Source organism: Nostoc sp. UHCC 0251 (assembly GCF_034932245.1).
In the GTDB taxonomy this organism is placed as follows: domain Bacteria; phylum Cyanobacteriota; class Cyanobacteriia; order Cyanobacteriales; family Nostocaceae; genus Nostoc.
This window is the reverse complement of record NZ_JAYGHD010000003.1, coordinates 59,056-76,539: the sequence shown is the minus strand read 5'-3', so window position 1 is coordinate 76,539 and position 17,484 is coordinate 59,056. Positions and strand designations below refer to the sequence as shown.

Genomic DNA, 17,484 nt, shown 5'->3' with positions numbered 1-17,484 from the left:
ACCCGATTTATCCTTGCCCTTGCACCATGCCACAAAAAGCGGTGGGTGCAGCTTAATTCGCTGTTCGCGTACAGTTTCAAGACTAACACCAAGTCTTGAAGCTAAACCTTCTTCGGTTAATGGTTGCATTCGGGGAGTATGCACTTTGAATGATGAATTGTTGTTGTACGATTTATTGCCCCGCTTTTGTTGATTGTTGAGATGATTTTGAATTTTAATAATCGCCTCAGTAAACTGTGTCATTCGGGCTGTTATCCCCTCCACTTTTTCTGATAAATCGGCGAGATTAGGGATTGCTGTGGTTTCGTTGCTATTAGATTCACTTGAAAACTGTGACTCCAGCTTATCAAGTCGTGAGCAAATAGCTAATATCGTTTCATTCGTAGGACTTGGGTTACTATTGTTACTAGTAACTAGGTACTCCTCAACACTTGCCTTAATCTTAGAGTCCAAGCGTTTATCTAAATTATCGCCACCAATTGCATCAAGGTTATCTATATCATCTAGGTAGAGTTCGATAAATTGGGTCAGCGTGGCTGTTGCCGTCGTCCCTTTCGATTTACAACGGGCGATAAACTGCTCCCACATCTTTTGGTCGCAGTTAAAAGATGCCAGTTTCTTGTTTTTCCCTGTTTGGCTCATGTCTAGGTACTATCTAGGTTAACCGGGACTGGACGCGGCTGAGTGAGCGCGTCATCCCGAAAAGATAACTACCTTGACACTATCATTTTGGAGCGCATGAGCGCGATGGCGTACCCGCCATGAACCGGTGGCGATTGCTTTTTTACCGATGTTTGCTTTTTTTACGCAGTGCGTGAGAAGTCCCAACACGCCCGACATGGTGAATGTACTTTGCAGTTGTCGCAGGAGAAGCATGGCCCAAATCTGCTTGCAAGTCAAAATCAGAAGCTCCATTTTTCTTAGCCAGCGTCGCGTGAGTGTGGCGCAGAAAGTGGGCGCTGAACTTAATTCCCGCACTAGCAGAAATTTCCGCCATCATTAACCGCAATCCGCGATCGCTTAGAGGTTTACCTCTGTCTCGACGACTGGGACTAGGAAACACCGGCTGATCATTGCTGGCATCGCCACGGTAATCCAGTAGCACCGCACTCGTCTCCGGATCGAGACTAATAGTTCTGGTTTTATTTCGTTTCCCCGTCACAGTTAATAACAGACAATCTCCATCCTCCCGAAACTGCCGCCAAAATAACCCCGGTGTAACTATGCGCTTACCATAATCAGAAGTTTGCCGCGCAATTTCTCCCGCCCTCACCCCACTGTAAAAGACGAGAGTCAACAGCAGCCAATGCATCTTATTAGTGTTGTGTTGCAAATCTACTTCAATCGCCGCTTTTTCCAACTTAGCAATCTCGCGTTCCGACAGAATGCGCTCTGCGAGCTTATCGTCCCATTGGATACTTAAGTCCTTGCCCAAGTCGATAGCAAAATAACCAATAGAAGCTCTAGTACCCCACTCCCACAAACTTTTAATCGCCGCAGTGTATTTAGCTGCCGTATTTTTACTAATTCCATAAGTATTTTTCTGTCCCCGTACTGGCTTTTCATCTTTCAGCCAAGCAAGATTTGCGTGTAGATGAAATAACGTTACCATCCTCAAATCAGATATCCCAAACCGCGACTGCATATAATCAGCAAGCTCATAAGCAATTTGCCGATATGCCCGTCGCGTTTGGTCGCTTTTAATAGTGACAGAATGTACCCATAGCTCAATTAGCTGCTCCGTCGAATTAATTCTCTGGCGATTGGGAAAATAATAATCTACAAGCGCAACCCGGGCTTGATCAAGCGGCAGAGTCACCATCTCCACTGCAAGTGATTCCACGCTTAATACAGGTAAATTTTCCATAAGATAAATCCCCAACCCCCACTGATGATTATGATGCCGAGAACTATAATTCCCGGTATCTTTATGATAGTTGTTTCCCAGACACGATCCAATTGCCCATATAAAATCATCTATATCGTATATACGTGGATATCCTGTATGCGATGATGGTAGTGGGAAGAGTCGGGGAAGTCGGGGGAGATGGGGAGGTAGGGGGAGTGAGTAAATATTAGAACTTAAAGCAAATGGTTAAAGAACTGGTTAGAAAGCATCAAGATTTAGAAATTTATAAGATGGCATTTGATATGGCGATGCAAATTTTTGAATTATCGAAAAAGTTTCCTGTGGAGGAAAGGTATTCGCTTACCGATCAAATTCGTCGTTCAGACGCTCCTAACGTCGCTAACGCTTCGCTATCTCGCTCTGTGTGTGCGAATTTAGCTGAGGCATGGAGGAAGCGTCGATATGAGGCAGCTTTCGTCGCTAAATTGAATGATTGTGTTCGCGGAGCGTGTCGTAGACAATCAGAAGCAGCCGAAACTCAAACCTGGATAGAGTTTAGTGTTAAATGTGGTTACTTGGATGTTGAGATTGGTCGAGAACTCTACGGAACCTATAACCAGATTTTGAGTGGATTAGTCAATATGATTAATCATTCAGAATCTTGGTTGATGAAGCACTAAGAGACTTGCAAGTAAATAACTATTCCATCGCTTTTGAAGCTGGGGGAGAAAGAGCATTTCCTTCCACTACTTCCACTACTCCCCCTACTCCCGCTACTCCCGCTACTTCCCCTACTTCCCCTACTCTTCTCACTTCTCACTTCTCCACAACAAAAGCGCGAGGGACTGGTGGAATATCCGCAGATAAATATAAAACTTCTGTCTGAAGAAGACCGGGAGTTGGTGAAGAGGGCCAAGCAGCGTGCTGAGGATTTGCGCTTAACTTTTAAAGAGTTTGTGCTGGATTGTATTAAACAAGCACTCTCTGAAGAGAGTCCGGATGATGCAGATAGTGCAACTGCTGCTGAAATTGAAGCTTTGAAAGCTCAAATCGCCGCCCTGTCAGAGAAAGTGAGTATTCCTTCTGCGACCAAAACGGAAGTGCATACCCTCCAGGAAAGGGTAAATCAATTGCGGGTGGGGATTTCAAATGAAATTAAGAAGGATAGGGAACAACTTGCTTCTTTGGCGCTGGCGCTCTCCCGACTTGAAAGCCAAATTGAACAGCTGGTGCCTTCTTTAAATCTTCAAGTGGATGGCGAAGGTAATGCTGATAGTGATAGCGACTGGCTTTTTGGAGAAGACTCCGGTGCTGAACTACCGTTAACTTAAGCATGGAAATTGAAGAATGGGGACGGCGTAAAGCCTGCGGCATAACGCGCAGCGTCTCGTAGAGAATAAATTCGCCTGCGCCTTTCTTCCATGCTTTCAAGCACCGGGTGTCCCCGCAGCGCCACGGAACCATACTTGAGATACGGAACCATACTTGAGATAATGTATTACCAATCGAATAGATAGTTTAAGCATTTCCTCTGGTTTAGAGTAACAAAAAGTTTTACGATGTAACCTAGCCAAATAATGTCTAAAACGACTATTTTCACCTTCTACTCGTGTCATATAAGTTTTACTAACAATATGATCCTCATTGCTAATAAAACAAGGATAAACTGGATAGCCATCGGGAGCATCTCACTTTTTAAGGTTACTCAAACAAACAACAATCCATTAAGGTAGGCACAACGATGGGCAAGGACTTGAGGCACATTTTCACGCTTCCACTGTGCGCCTGAAATCTTAGTTCGACGGTCAACCTGTTTAACGGCAGATTCAACCGACCCAGAACCAATCGAACAAATTTGTTCAGCTTGATGGTATTCGTAATTGATGATGCGTAGGCGTAGCCCGCCGAAGGCATCGCGATGTTTATCCAGATAATGGCAAAAGTTTTGTGCCTGTTTACCCTTATATTTGATAAATAGGGCAATAGTTGCGTCAACCTGACCTTTCCATAGTAGAGCCTGGGCTTGTTTCAAGCGTTTTAGGGAACCCCCGATTTTGTGGAGGTTTTCTATTAAATGGAACCAATCAAGCACTTCTCGACGTTGTACATCAGGCGCTAATTGGTTAATGATGTTCCAAATGCCATCATGTCCATCACCAACACAAGTGACTGTGCTAGCCAATGGCTGGTTATTAACCCAATCAATTACAACCTGATTATCTTGAAAGGACGTTCCAAGCATTCCTAGATGATGCAAGCTAATCGCTTTATAGCCAAGCCATGCACATATTTCACCTGACTGAGTGCGGACACGAATGTTTCCACCATCGACGCTTAATTCTTCAACCGTGTCTTCTTGCGTGGGCAACTCAAAGTTCTGGCGATGTACCAATCGCTGTTGACTACTGCGAGAAACCTGCACACCTGTGAAATACTCAATATCTGAGGCTGCATCTTCATAGCTGACATTGGCACTCACACGTAGACAGCAAATTTCCAGATACGGACTCAGTTGATTGCTAGAAGGGACTTCCAACTGCTGCGCTTGCTTGCTTGTGATTGGCAATTCTCCCAGAATACTTTTTAATCGTCGTTGATACCCTGCACTTGTGCCCGTAACCGTTTCGATAAAAAAACCCCTACTTCTGGCATGACATGCTTCTGCATTTGACTTCGCACTGCCGATTCAATTGCTGCAAGGCTTGTCAGTGTTTCTGGTGACGTATCTTCGTATAATATTTTAGCGAACGCCTGAATATGTTCTTGAAGTGCTTGCTTTTTTTCTGGAGTCATCGGTAGATAAATACACTCGTCTTACTTATCCTGACTGATTTTCGCCCTCTTTGCAAAAAACTGGGATGCTCCCATAGCCATCTGTAACGTAAAAATAAGAATGCCAGCAGTTTATTATCTGCCATAAAAGCTTAAAAGTTTCAGAACTGCGGTCTCCTAAAACCCAGGCTATAACTCCTGGGACATGCTTATTTACTGCTGTCCACAACCAAATTTTGTTCTTTTTTACCGATAAACGTTTCTAACTCATCAACTTGAGTTATTTCTGGGATTTCATCCAATTCCTTTGTGTCAGGCAAAGTATTACCAACCTCTTTTACCCAATTGATGACAGTCGTATGATAGCGAAGCGTTAGCGAGTCCGCGAGCGTCTGAACTTTTTTCACTCGTTCTATTGCCCGAAAGCCAGAACCGTTGACATACATTTCTAAACATTCGCGCTTAATTTCTTCCGAGTAACCTTTCTGTTCATAAGAATCAATAAACTGACGACCACATTTCACACAGATGTAATTTTGTTTACCTCTCTGTTTCCCATTTTTGCGAATATGAGTTGATGCACATCTTGGGCATTCCATAGCGATGTCTACGACGGGCTACGCCTACGCACTAATTCATATTTCTATTCTGCAACGCCGATTATTTTAATTGGATGCTGTTGTACGGCGTTTTCCAAATCCTGAATACGTTGCTTAAGCTGTTGGTTCTCAGTTTCCAACTGCCGTAGCGATTCCATTTCGTCTAAGCGCTGCTGCAACTGAATATTTTGCTCTTTCTGCTGCCTGTACAAGTTTTGCAGAGATTGGATTTGCTCTTCGACTTGTTCTTCAGCTTTGGCTGTGGCTTCTGTTTGCAAACCAATCCTCAATTCCTGCTGTAAACGCTCTAGCTCCTGCTGGTGTTGAGACTGGGGTAATCGAGCGCTAATGTCTGTTCTGGTTCTAGTGTCAGCATATTTCTCTCCTGTTTTTATAGATAGGAGAGGTGTTAAAAAGCAGATTTAGCTGATAAAAGATTTTTTCTTGTTCGGGAGCATCCCATTTTTGCAAAAATATCAAATAGCGAGTTGACCATTGAGATAGGCACAACATATTACCCTTGCGGGGGGACAAGTATATTGTATTCCTATCGGATTCATGGTAAAGTCTGCAAAGCATTACTCTTGATATAATTCTTACCCCAAGTTTATTCATCATAGTCTTGTTAAGAACTGTTATTAAGAACTGCTCTGCCGCATAAAAGCTAGATGAAAACTTGATAAAAATTAGATGGTAAGAACTAAGAAATTGGCATTACTATGTCTAACAACTCATAACTATAAGTTGTTAGACATGTAATACATATCACTGCATTCAAATAACTCTTGTAAAGATTATTCAATTTTCATATTTTAAAATTGACTATTTTGTCAATTTGCAAGTTCTAAGTGTTTAATCTAGAGAATGAACAATGCCTATACAACCAACTTATCCAGGGGTTTACATAGAGGAAATCAAGAGTGGTGTACGCACGATTACAGGCGTATCTACCTCTATTACTGCTTTTATTGGTCGTGCTTTACGGGGCCCTGTAAACGAGCCGATTACTATCAATAGTTATGGCGACTTTGAACGCATTTTTGGAGGATTGTGGCTAAATAGTACCCTTGGCTATGCTGTGCGAGACTTTTATCTTAACGGTGGTAGCCAAGCTATTATTGTCCGACTTATTCATGTGCTTGGAGTTGGTGAAGGCGCAGAACCAGTAGCCAGCAAAGCAAGACTAGATATTAATGGATTTAACCTAGAAGCCGCAAGTGAAGGAAGTTGGGGCAACTCTTTGAGGGTTCGTATCGACCATGATGTGATACCTTCAACAGCAGAAGATCTGTTCAACCTCACAATTCTGGATGAAAGCAGTGGTCAAATAGAGGTCTTCCGCAATGTATCGGTGAATGAAAATCACAAAAGGCAAGTAGATAAAGTTTTGTTAAATGAGTCTAGTTTGGTGCGGGTAAGCGGCAGCTTACCAGAGGCTAGACCTACTGCTCATCCCCCTTTGCAGCCAGGACAGAAATTGTGGGCTGATAACGATCCAGCAACTAATACCAAAGCTGAACCGAACACTGGTGCAGACGGTGGTTTGTTAAAATTAAACGACTTTACGGGACCAGGTAAAGAAGGAGCAAAAGAAGGTCTTTATGCTTTAAACAAAGCTGACCTCTTCAATATCCTTTGTGTTCCACCCTATACAGCTGACAACAATATAGATTATAACTCTCTAGTCGCTTTAGCTGCCGAATTCTGTAGAGATCGTCGAGCGTTTTTCATCATTGATCCGCCTAGCAATTGGACTAATAAGGATGTAGCAAAGACTGAGGTTCAGAATAATATTGGTGATCCAACTAGTTACGCTGCTGTTTTCTTCCCCAGAATCAAGCAACCCAACCCTTTACGGGACAACCAAATAGAAGAGTTTGTTCCCTGCGGTGCTATAGCTGGTGTCTTTGCTCGTACTGATGTTCAACGTGGAGTGTGGAAAGCTCCAGCAGGTATAGAAGCAACGCTGGTGGGTGTACCGCAATTAAGTGTACCTCTAACAGATGCAGAAAATGGGGAATTGAATCCTCTAGGAATCAATTGTTTGCGAACTCTACCAGCTGCTGGTCGTGTGATTTGGGGGGCACGGACACGACGTGGGGATGATCGTCTGACCGATGAGTGGAAGTATATTCCGGTTCGCCGTTTAGCACTTTTTTTGGAAGAAAGTCTTTATCGCGGTACGCAATGGGTTGTCTTTGAACCAAATGACGAACCTTTGTGGGGACAGATTCGCCTGAATCTTGGGGCTTTTATGCACACCTTATTCCGTCAAGGAGCTTTTCAAGGTCAAAAGCCGGAAGACGCTTACTTTGTTAAGTGCGACAAGGAAACGACAACGCAAAATGATATCAATCTGGGTATTGTCAACATTATTGTTGGTTTTGCTCCACTCAAACCTGCTGAATTTGTCATTATCAAGATTCAGCAAATAGCCGGACAAATCGCAGTATAAGGAGTAATATATGCCTTCTATTTCCGGAACTCGTTTCGACCCGTACAAAAACTTCAAATTTGTTGTCAGGATAAATGGTGCTGCTGTCGCTGGGGTGAGTAAGGTTAGCAGTCTCAAGCGAACAACCGAGGTGATAGAACATCGCACGGGTGGCGACCCTAGTACTGTCTATAAGTCTCCAGGACAAAGTAAGTACGATCCCATCACTCTAGAACGAGGTATTACCAAAGATCCTCAGTTTGAACAGTGGGCAAACAAGGTTTGGGCACTTGGTGGTAGCCCAGAAGTTTCCTTAGCTGATTTCCGTCAAAATATCACGATTGAGGTTCGTGATGAAGCTGGTCAACCAGTGACTTCATATAACGTTTTTGGTTGCTGGGTTTCGGAATATCAAGCCTTGCCTGACCTTGACGCTAGTGCCAATGCTGTGGCTATCGAATATATAAAGATAGAAAACGAGGGTTGGGAGCGTGCTTGATGATTAACTTGGTTTAGTTAATCAAGCTTTATTAAACCACCAGGGAAATAAACTATGCGATCGCTATCAGCCTCAGAACTGTTAAATATCTGGGAGTGGGGACGCAATCAGCCATCTTACTCTAGAGCGATAAGGCTACTGGCTACTGCTTGTCCTGAAACGTCCATAGATAAGCTCACCCAACTCAGTCTCGGTCAGCGTGATGCTATGCTGCTGACATTACGGGAGTGGATATTTGGTTCTCAATTAGTCAGTCAAGTGACCTGTCCAAGTTGCGGTGAAGACTTGGAACTCAATTTTGATGTAGCAGATATGCGCGTCGCATCACTGTCACTTGAGCCAGTAGAGAAATATTCTCTTGAGCTTGCTGATTATGAAGTGAGTTTTCGTCTTCCAAACAGTTTGGATCTGATGGCGATCGCCGAACACAAACAACTAGATATTGCCCAAGAGGTTTTATTGGAGCGCTGTATATTGGGAGCAGCCTGTAATGGTAAACTTTTGCCGCTAGACCAATTGCCATCTCATGTGATAGATGCAGTGATCGCCCAGATGGCTCAGGCTGACCCTCAAGCAAATGTGCCACTGGATGTCTCCTGTCCCGCTTGCAATCACCAATGGCAATCGTTGTTTGACATTGTGTCGTTCTTTTGGGCTGAGATTAACGCTTGGGCATTTCGAGTTTTACGAGAAGTGCATATCTTGGCTTCTGCCTACGGTTGGCGTGAAGCTGATATTCTAGCTATGAGTCCCAGACGACGGCAATTGTATTTAGAGATGGTGGTGGGCAGATGAGCAATTATCTCTACCATTTGGTAGCTAAAAACTTTAACCTGCTAAATACGGTTCAACCGCATCTGCCGTCAGTATTTGAACCTTTACCAGAGTCCGCCCTTTTATTTGGGGAAGCTGATAATTGGGAGCCATCGAATGTCACTGTAGAGGAAACTGAGTCGGAAACAACGTTAGAGGCAGAAAAATTCACATTTGACATTGAACAGTTGTTGGAGGAGCGGTACGCGTTCGCGCAGCCTGTCCAAAGGACTCAGCGTCAAGCCTCCGGCTTATCGCCTGCAACAAATTTGCAAACACCTGATGAGACAAGCAATCCTCTCTCAACGGATTTAACTTCAACACCTGCTCAACATTCCCAACCAATATCTGCATCAACTCCTTACTTTGTAGAGGAGCCTAACTCTGAACTATCTCCCGCTTGGGCTTTTCCAGAATCAGTCGTGAGTGAAATCACTACTGATAATATGTCGATCGCTCAAGACACAGAGCTAAAAATAAGCACTGTCCCACCAATCCCTGCTGTTAAACTACAGGCACAAAGCTCTACTCAACAACCGAAGCAATCAACTGAAATTGATCCAGTTGTTTCTTCGCGCCAATCTCCAGCAATGGTAAGTTGGGAACTCGTTCCCACTCAACGTCTTCCAGAATCAGAAATAATTTCACTCGCTACCGCTCAAGTAACGCCAACTCCCAACACAGAGCCGTTGACACCTGCTCTTGTGCTAGAAACAAACACTCCCCTTTCGAGTCGTGTTGTTGATGTGTCATTAACTTCTGCAATCGCCACAGAAATAAATGCTTCTTTTTCAAACCCAATCTATAAACACAAGCAGCTTACACCTCAATCTTTACCCCAGCAACCACTTGGAATTAATCGTGTCGTTTTATCTTTTCAATCACCTTTAAAGCCCGACTTGCAACTGTTTTCCATCTCCAAGCTAACAGAGCCAGCGTTAATTCCACTTGCTTCCCAGCAAAGAACATTTTCCCTGCCAAGTTCGGATACTACAACGTTAACGACTGCGATCGCAAAGGGGAACAATGCTGTTCTTGGAAACTTTGCTGTTGAACAATTGGAAGAACCGACAACTCAATTCTTACACAACCAATCAAGTGGAATTCATCGAGCAGTTTCTCTTAAAATTTCACCACAGGAAAAACCTGCAACTGAAACCTCACACAAGCAACCAATTGAAATTAATCGAGTTATTGGCCATTCTCAGTCACTACAGGTAGCGAGTTCAGAACTACCTTCCCCTCAGTTTCAACCAAAATCAGTAACGATTGCACCTGCTGCCAATAAAGTGTTGTGCATTGCAGACAACAAGCCATTAAAACCAGTGTCGGTGGTGGAAACGAATACTCCCGTCTCAATCCCTACAATTAAACAGCAGGAACAACCTGTGGTTGAATTGCAAGGATTGCGCTCGCCTGTGAGGGCGCTGCAATCTGTGCGATCGCTCGAAAAGACTCGGGTTGTTTCGTCTCCACAAGTGCCAAAACAGATAAGTTTGGAACTATCCGACCATCACACTCCAGAAGAAGCTGTGGTGAACACACCTGATTCCATAATGGTAGTGCCTACTACAGACAAGAAACCATTAACACCTGCGCTGGCGGTAAAAACGAACACATCTGCGTTAATTCCTGTCATTCAACAGCAGCAACAGCCTGTAGGTGAATTGCAAGAATTGCGATCGCTTTTAACAACTCCGGTTGTTTCATCCTCCCCGCCATCACAAAAGCTGATAAGTACAGAAATATCCACCGTTCAGCCTCAACCAGAATCAGCAGTGATTTCACCGCTTGCCAATCAGGTGTTGTCCATTGTGGATAACAAGCCATTAACACCTGCGCTGGCGGTAAAAACGAACACCTCTGCGTCAATTCCTGTCATTCAACAGCAGCAGCCTGTAGGTGAATTGCAAGAATTGCGATCGCTTTTAACAACTCCGGTTGTTTCATCCTCCCCACAATCACAAAAGCTGATAAGTACAGAAATATCAACCGTTCAGCCTCAACCAGAACCGATGGCAATAGAACAGAGTGCAGGATCTTCACGAGCGATCGCAAAGAGTGCAGCACCCTCACGGGGGAGGGTATCGATTATTGATAGGATGTCATCAAATCCACACAATCAGCCGTTAACACCTGCAATTGCCATACAAACACACTTTACATCACCACATTCTGTTGCTGAACCACAGGGAAAACTTGCGTCTGAGGTGCAAGGAATTCAGAGGAGGTTTGCTCACCCAGGAGTTTCATCAACACAGCTACCGCTAACAGATGTATCTCCCGAACCATCTTCCCTTAAGACAAAAAGTCCTACGGCAGCAGTAGTCGATGATTTACCATCATCTGTCACTTCACAACAGCCAACCCAGTTAAATACTCATTCAAATACAATACCAACTTCTGGGTTACGTGCTTCAACCGCAGTAGCTTATGTACAACCGCAGGTTAGTTTTTCTGACTCTAATTTATCTGATTTTCCTAAAAGGGAACAGAGAACAGCGAACAGCAAACAGGGAGTTTTAGTTGGAGATTTAAACCCTAACCAAAACTTACGACGCCTCGAAGTCGGGGTTTCCGACTCCCCGATAGGAAACGATGAAGGTATAGTATCCAGTCGAGTTGATAACTTAATATTGCCGCAGAACCCCACCCCTAACCCTTATACCTATGGGGGTAGGGAAAACGGAAACGAGGTACGGTCTTCGTACTTTAAGCACTTAGAAGAATCTGATATAAGACCGCTTTCTCAGTCAATCAATGACGTTACTGAGAAAAGTTTATCAGTGATTGCAGCCAACAGCAAAGAAGCTCAACAGCGATCGCTAGAGGATTTAGAAACACCACCTGTTGTTCAAGTCACAATTGGTCGCGTGGAAATTCGCGCCACTCCACCAGCACCACCTCCGTCTCGACCAAAGCCCCGTCCGGCACCATCTGTAATGAGTTTGGATGATTACTTGCGCCGACGCGCTCAAAGGAGGTAAGCGATGAGCAATGAATTAGCGATTGCCGCTGTCACAATTACATTGCGTCACTTGCTCCAGCAAAGATTTGATGCTGAGAGTTCTGGTGGAATCACCGTGACGACAAGACCATTGGATAAGGTGCGAGATAATACTGTGAGTAGCGGTGACCAGGTTAATCTGTTTCTCTACGATACTCAGATAAATGCGACTTGGCGGAATATGGACATTCCTTCTCAAGTCAAGCCAGGTGAAACAGGACAGCAGCTTTTGCCCTTGAACCTCTACTACCTACTGACAGCTTACGCCCAAAATGATGACTTCCCAGAACCTACCAGTCATCGTCTGCTAGGTGTGGCTATGAGTGTTTTTAACGACCATCCTATCCTCACTTCTGCGGATATTAGGGCAGCTTTACCTACCACTGACCCAACCGAGTACGACCTTGACCAACAGATGGAACAGCTGCGAATTGTTTACCAGCCGTTGTCTGTGGAGGAGATGTTTAATTTGTGGTCAACTTTTCAAGCTCCATATCGGATTTCAGCAGCTTATGAGGTGTCAGTAGTGTTGATTGAAAGCAAGCTGCCTGCAAAAACTCCTCTGCCGATTATCAAACGTCAATCGGACGATCGCGGGCCAATCCTTCAATCAGATTTGTCGTCACCCTTGCCTGCACTGGTTTCTATTCAATTGCCTAACCAGCAGCCTAGTGGCAGGTTAGGTGATGTTCTTATTCTTAATGGTTTTCACTTAGATGCTGAAAATGTAGTTATATTATTTACAAATATTCGTTTAGAAATTTCTCTTGAGTTGCCACCCTTACCAGAGAGAACGGCGACTGAGATCCAAGTACAATTACCTGATGAGCCTGCAAGGTGGGCAGCAGGTTTTTACACTGTGGCAGTTGGAGTGACTCGGACTGGCGAACCAAGTCGGACTACCAATGAATTATCTTTTTCATTAGCACCAAAAATTTTGGATATTATACCACGGCAGGTAACACCAGACCCTAATGGTGAGGTAATATTAACCCTGATTTGTAGTCCCCAAGTGCGATCGAGACAGAGGGTTGCGTTATTGTTGGGAGACCGAGAAGTTGTGGCTCAACCCCGTCAAACTCAGACGGATAGACTAGAGTTTCGGATTGCAGGGGTAACTGCGGGTGAGTATTTTGTACGGTTGCGGATTGATGGGGTAGATAGTTTGTTGGTGGATCGCACAGTGACACCGCCTGTTTTCGACCAGAATCAAAAGGTGGTGATTTTATGAACAACCTTGATGCCTGGATGCAAAACAACGAAGAATATCTAGCGAATGCACTGGCTTGGTTGCGCTGGCGTTTGTATCAGTTTGCACATTTAACTGAAACTGAAATACCTGAAGTTACAGAAAAGCCAACGGCTGAGGAAATGAATTCACCCCCGGCGCTGATTCTGTTGAGCCAGAAGTTAGGTTTGTCTGATTTTGAACAAGAGATTTTGCTGTTATGCGTAGCAATGGAATTAGATCCAGGGATGGCTCGCCTTTGCGCCAAAGCACAGGATAATTCTCACCAAGCTTACCCAACCTTTGCGTTGGCTTTATCTTTATTCGATGAACCTGCGTGGGATGCCCTTTCTTGGGAAAGACCTTTGCGTTACTGGCGATTGATTGAAATTCACCAGTCGGGAGTTCAACCCCTTACCACCAGTGGTTTACGGCTAGATGAACGTATATTAAATTATATCAAAGGGTTAAATTCTCTGGATGATCGCTTGGTATCATTACTGATGCCACTGGAAACAGAAGCATGGGATGTGAAATTACCGCCTTCCCAGCAAACTGTTGTAGAAACAATTATTCAGCAATTGCAACACACCCATAGGGGGCAACGTTTACCAGTTATTCAGCTTGTGGGGGCAGATTCCCTCAGTAAGCAACTGGTAGCCCAACAGGTAGCAGCCCAACTGGAGCGGTATGTTTATCGTTTGCCAGTGGAACTCTTGCCTACCCAAGCGGGTGAATTAGAAACTATTGCGCGTTTGTGGCATCGGGAAAGTTTGCTGTTGCCTCTTGCCCTGTATTTAGATGCCCAAGAGGTTGACGGTAAACCTAACACGGAAGGACAAGCACTCCCCCTGCATCGGTTTATGAACCGTAGCGGTGGTCTACTTTTCCTTAGCACTCATGAAGTTAGGCAGAATTTGGGACAATCCACAATTGTAGTGGATGTAGACAAACCCACGCCTTCTGAACAACAGGCGGTTTGGAGTGAGGCATTGGGAACAGTGGCTGATGGGACTCCGCAGCTTTTGGCTGGTCAGTTTAACCTCAATTTGGTGACGATAGAGCAGATTGTTCAGCAGGTGGTGGGGGAAGTTTCTGAAGCAGAGAACGAAGATATATCCCCCCCAACCCCCCCTTGTCAAGGGGGGGAGAAAATGAAAAATCGGATTTGGTCGGCGTGTCTGGCTAGCACTCGCCCGCAGTTGGATAGTTTAGCGCAACGCCTCGACCCGAAGGCGACTTGGGATGATATCGTGCTGCCAGCAGAGGAGACTAATTTGCTGCATCAAATTGCTGACCAAATCCGGCGGCGCAGCATGGTTTATCAGGATTGGGGGTTTCATAAGCGGATGAATCGGGGGATGGGGATCAGTGCTTTGTTTGCTGGCGAAAGCGGGACGGGGAAGACGATGGCTGCGGAGGTGATTGCCAATGATTTGCGCTTGAATCTCTATCGGATTGACCTGTCGGCGGTTGTGAATAAATATATCGGAGAAACCGAGAAAAATCTGCGGCGTTTGTTTGATGCGGCGGAAGATGGGGGGGCGATTCTGTTTTTTGATGAGGCGGATGCTTTGTTTGGCAAGCGTTCTGAGGTGAGGGACTCGCATGACAGGTACGCGAATATTGAGGTGAATTATTTGTTGCAGCGGTTGGAGGCTTATCGGGGTTTGGCGATTTTGGCAACGAATTTGAAGGGTTCGCTTGACCATGCGTTTATGCGCCGCTTGCGGTTTATTGTGAATTTTCCCTTTCCTGGTGTGGCTGAACGTCAGGTGATGTGGCAGAAGGTGTTTCCCCAAGAGATGCCAAGGGAGGGTTTGGATTTTAACCGTTTGGCACGGCTTAATCTGACGGGGGGGAGTATTCATAATATTGCTTTGAATGCGGCGTTTTTGGCGGCTGGGGCTGGGGAGGTGGTGACGATGGAGTTGGTGTTGGCGGCGGCGCGGAGTGAGTTTCGTAAGTTGGATCGACCTGTGAATGAGGCGGATTTTCGGGTTTCGGTAGCTATGGGGGTAAGGGGATGAATATCAATATTGATATAGAAAGGCTGGTTTTAGAGGGAGTGCCGATTTCTCCTAGTCAGGGACGGGTGTTGCAAAGGGCGGTGGAGAAAGAATTGTCGCGGTTGCTGGCTAATGAAGGTTTACCAGACAACTTGCTCCCAGGTGGGGTAGCGCCTGGTGGTGCGATTCAATTAAAGCATGGAACTAATCCCACCCAAATGGGGCAACAAATTGCACAAAGAATATATCGAGGAATGAAACGATGACTAATAAAAGAATTGCCCAAACTAATCAGCAGCGCAAAAGTGAGGTATCTCAAGAGAGTGGAATTTTACAGCGTGCCGCCGTTCGTTCGGTTGCAGAGGCAGGGGTGCAATCAACAGAAGATAAAGAAGCACAGCCATTGGGGAATTCAGCTCTATCTAAAGACTTTAGCCGAGTGCCTATCAGCACAACGAAACCACAACAGATTATGGCGAAGCTGATGATTGGAGCAGTGGGGGATAAATACGAACAGGAAGCAGATCGGGTAGCGGCGCAGGTGGTGCAGCGAATCAATGCATCTACGTCTATGCACTCAGGTGAAGATGAAACTGTTCAGCCAGAGGAGATGGAGACAAAAGATAAGGAAGCAAGACTGATGAGGTTGCCAATATTACAGCGTAGGTCTAGTGATGGTGGGATGGCTACTACACCAGACTTAGAAGCCTCGATCAACCGAGCAAGGGGAGGCGGACGACCGATAGAAAATAATGTTCGTAAACGGATGGAACAGGGGTTTGGGGCAGATTTCAGTGGAGCAAGGATTCACACGGATGCTCAATCTGACCAGTTGAACCGGTCAATTCAGGCTCGTGCTTTCACGACTGGGCAGGATGTGTTCTTTCGGCAGGGGGCCTATCAGCCGGGAAGTCGCGGGGGACAGGAGTTAATAGCCCATGAATTGACGCATGTGGTGCAGCAGAAGGCTAATGAAACCCGAATTCAGCGAAAGATAGGCTTCGAGTTCGAGTATATTAACTGGAGGACTGCTGAAGCATCAGCTGCACATTTTGCCACAGCTACAAGTACGCAACCATACGCAAATCCTAATAATCCTGACTGGGAAAGAATTCCAAAGGGGAAGGCGCTAGTACGTGGCAACGGCTTTGAGCTTCAGGCTGATGACCATCCTACTCATGGAGATCAATCAGATCTGGAGATTGTTACTGACGCCTTCGACGAAGGTATAAGCGGTCGTGGGCAAATACGTAATGCGATGCACGGAATCCAAAACACTCTCAATCACATCAGCACTAACTTCAACCGGTGGTGGATACAAGAACATCATCTACCCCGAGCCATAGATATTCTAGGCATCGCTGTACGGAGACGATCATTTCTGTATCCAACAGGCATCCCACAGTGGCGAGCAAAGCCACAAACAACTATCGGTTTGTCTCTAGACAAGGTCGCTGACCTCCTTGAGGACGTTTTCGCAGCTCCTGCTGAGACACCCCAAGAAGCAATTGCTCGCAGACAAGGAAGAATGGAACTTACAGGATGGGATACTAACGTCAACCCAGGGCGAATTCTTCAGGTTCAAGGAGGGGCATCGGCACAAGCCAGAGAAGCTATCGGAACTTACATAGGCCGCAATTCAAATGCACCACCTCTAACCCAAGACCTAGTCGGGCTTCTTAGCTTGATCATCGCCTATCTTCGCATGGCGGATCTAAGTCTAGTACGGTCATACCCGAAAACAATTGCACCAGTGATGGCACGCACAGATTTTGGAGCGTTGTTCAAAATGCTGTCACAGCCGGAGCAAGACTGGTATAAGGCAAACAGCGGTGAGCCCTTCTTTGAGCTAGTCAAATCAGCGCCATGGTTAACAGAAATGGCAAATACAGATGAGGTTTTCTCCCACGGAGTGCAAGAACGCATACTCGAGGTAGGTGATGCACAAGGACTCACACGAGGGAAATGGATCAAGGGAATCGCGAAAGGAAAGGACTACTTGACCAGCAAGAAGTTCCCAAACAAAGCGCAACGCAATGACATAGAAGGATTAGGCGCATATGGGAAGAAAACAGACATTGTCGCCCTTCCAGGTGGATTAACTAAGCAAGCGGCTATACTCGAATTACGAGCTATGCCTCCTATTGATGTTGCAAATATAGCCGATGTTGCTGATCGTATCTGGATATATACTTACTTGTCCAACCGAGATGGACGTGAAAAGTACGGTCAGGTGGTGGCACTAAATTTCTAAAACTTAATGGCAAAAGGTGA

General features: G+C 45.3%; 14 protein-coding genes and 2 pseudogenes. 10 read left to right on the top strand and 6 right to left on the bottom strand.

The window, feature by feature from the left end; genetic code table 11:
• On the bottom strand, positions 1-642 hold a 642-nt coding region (locus VB740_RS01070), incomplete at its 3' end, for a hypothetical protein (RefSeq protein ID WP_323198250.1).
• A gap of 142 nt (positions 643-784) precedes the next feature.
• The gene (locus tag VB740_RS01065; RefSeq protein WP_323198249.1) at positions 785-1,867 is read right to left on the bottom strand and encodes a site-specific integrase; all 1,083 of its coding nucleotides are present in this window, start codon (positions 1,865-1,867) and stop codon (positions 785-787) included.
• A gap of 224 nt (positions 1,868-2,091) precedes the next feature.
• On the opposite strand from VB740_RS01065, the gene VB740_RS01060 reads away from it, so the two are divergent.
• Both VB740_RS01060 and VB740_RS01055 read left to right on the top strand, forming a co-directional pair.
• Entirely contained in the window at positions 2,092-2,529 is a 438-nt protein-coding gene (locus VB740_RS01060) for a four helix bundle protein (RefSeq protein ID WP_323198248.1), read from the top strand.
• A 168-nt stretch (positions 2,530-2,697) separates the two neighbouring features.
• Positions 2,698-3,180 (top strand): hypothetical protein, encoded by a 483-nt coding sequence (locus VB740_RS01055; RefSeq protein ID WP_323198247.1) that lies wholly within the window; start codon positions 2,698-2,700, stop codon positions 3,178-3,180.
• 96 nt (positions 3,181-3,276) lie between these two features.
• Here the strand turns inward: VB740_RS01055 and VB740_RS01050 are convergent.
• The 4 genes and pseudogenes from VB740_RS01050 to VB740_RS01035 all read right to left on the bottom strand — a co-directional run.
• Positions 3,277-3,528 (bottom strand): annotated as a pseudogene (locus VB740_RS01050) (IS1 family transposase); the annotation flags it as partial.
• 26 nt (positions 3,529-3,554) lie between these two features.
• Positions 3,555-4,642, bottom strand: a protein-coding gene (locus VB740_RS01045) for an ISKra4 family transposase (RefSeq protein WP_323198246.1) whose coding sequence is annotated in 2 segments (ribosomal slippage) — positions 3,555-4,486 and positions 4,486-4,642 — 1,089 coding nt in all. Because the reading frame shifts where the segments join, the coding sequence is not laid out codon by codon here.
• A gap of 40 nt (positions 4,643-4,682) precedes the next feature.
• Positions 4,683-5,220 (bottom strand): annotated as a pseudogene (locus VB740_RS01040) (IS1 family transposase); the annotation flags it as partial.
• Positions 5,221-5,264: 44 nt separating this feature from the next.
• Positions 5,265-5,498: a hypothetical protein gene (locus VB740_RS01035; RefSeq protein WP_323198245.1), complete on the bottom strand. Its 234-nt coding sequence runs from the start codon at positions 5,496-5,498 to the stop codon at positions 5,265-5,267.
• Between the two features lie 593 nt (positions 5,499-6,091).
• Here VB740_RS01035 and VB740_RS01030 point away from each other — a divergent pair.
• From VB740_RS01030 to VB740_RS00995, 8 genes are read left to right on the top strand one after another with little or no spacing between them, the layout of a single operon-like run.
• Entirely contained in the window at positions 6,092-7,675 is a 1,584-nt protein-coding gene (locus VB740_RS01030; protein ID WP_323198244.1) for a phage tail sheath family protein, read from the top strand.
• A 10-nt stretch (positions 7,676-7,685) separates the two neighbouring features.
• Positions 7,686-8,153, top strand: a complete 468-nt coding sequence (locus VB740_RS01025) for a phage tail protein (RefSeq protein ID WP_323198243.1) — start codon at positions 7,686-7,688, stop codon at positions 8,151-8,153.
• Positions 8,154-8,207: 54 nt separating this feature from the next.
• Complete coding sequence (locus tag VB740_RS01020; RefSeq protein ID WP_323198242.1) at positions 8,208-8,948, top strand: phage baseplate protein; 741 nt, start codon at positions 8,208-8,210, stop codon at positions 8,946-8,948.
• A complete protein-coding gene (locus VB740_RS01015) occupies positions 8,945-11,953 on the top strand; it encodes a hypothetical protein (RefSeq protein ID WP_323198241.1) in 3,009 nt (1,002 codons plus the stop codon). The genes VB740_RS01020 and VB740_RS01015 overlap by 4 nt, the downstream gene beginning before the upstream one ends.
• Before the next feature lie 3 nt (positions 11,954-11,956).
• Positions 11,957-13,204, top strand: a complete 1,248-nt coding sequence (locus VB740_RS01010) for a DUF4255 domain-containing protein (protein ID WP_323198240.1) — start codon at positions 11,957-11,959, stop codon at positions 13,202-13,204.
• On the top strand, positions 13,201-15,231 hold the full coding sequence (locus VB740_RS01005) for an ATP-binding protein (RefSeq protein WP_323198239.1): 2,031 nt from the start codon (positions 13,201-13,203) through the stop codon (positions 15,229-15,231). Before VB740_RS01010 ends, VB740_RS01005 begins: the two co-directional genes overlap by 4 nt.
• Positions 15,228-15,476, top strand: coding sequence for a hypothetical protein (locus VB740_RS01000; RefSeq protein WP_323198238.1), 249 nt, complete (start codon positions 15,228-15,230; stop codon positions 15,474-15,476). Before VB740_RS01005 ends, VB740_RS01000 begins: the two co-directional genes overlap by 4 nt.
• A complete protein-coding gene (locus tag VB740_RS00995; protein ID WP_323198237.1) occupies positions 15,473-17,464 on the top strand; it encodes a DUF4157 domain-containing protein in 1,992 nt (663 codons plus the stop codon). The genes VB740_RS01000 and VB740_RS00995 overlap by 4 nt, the downstream gene beginning before the upstream one ends.
• The last annotated feature ends 20 nt before the right edge of the window (positions 17,465-17,484 follow it).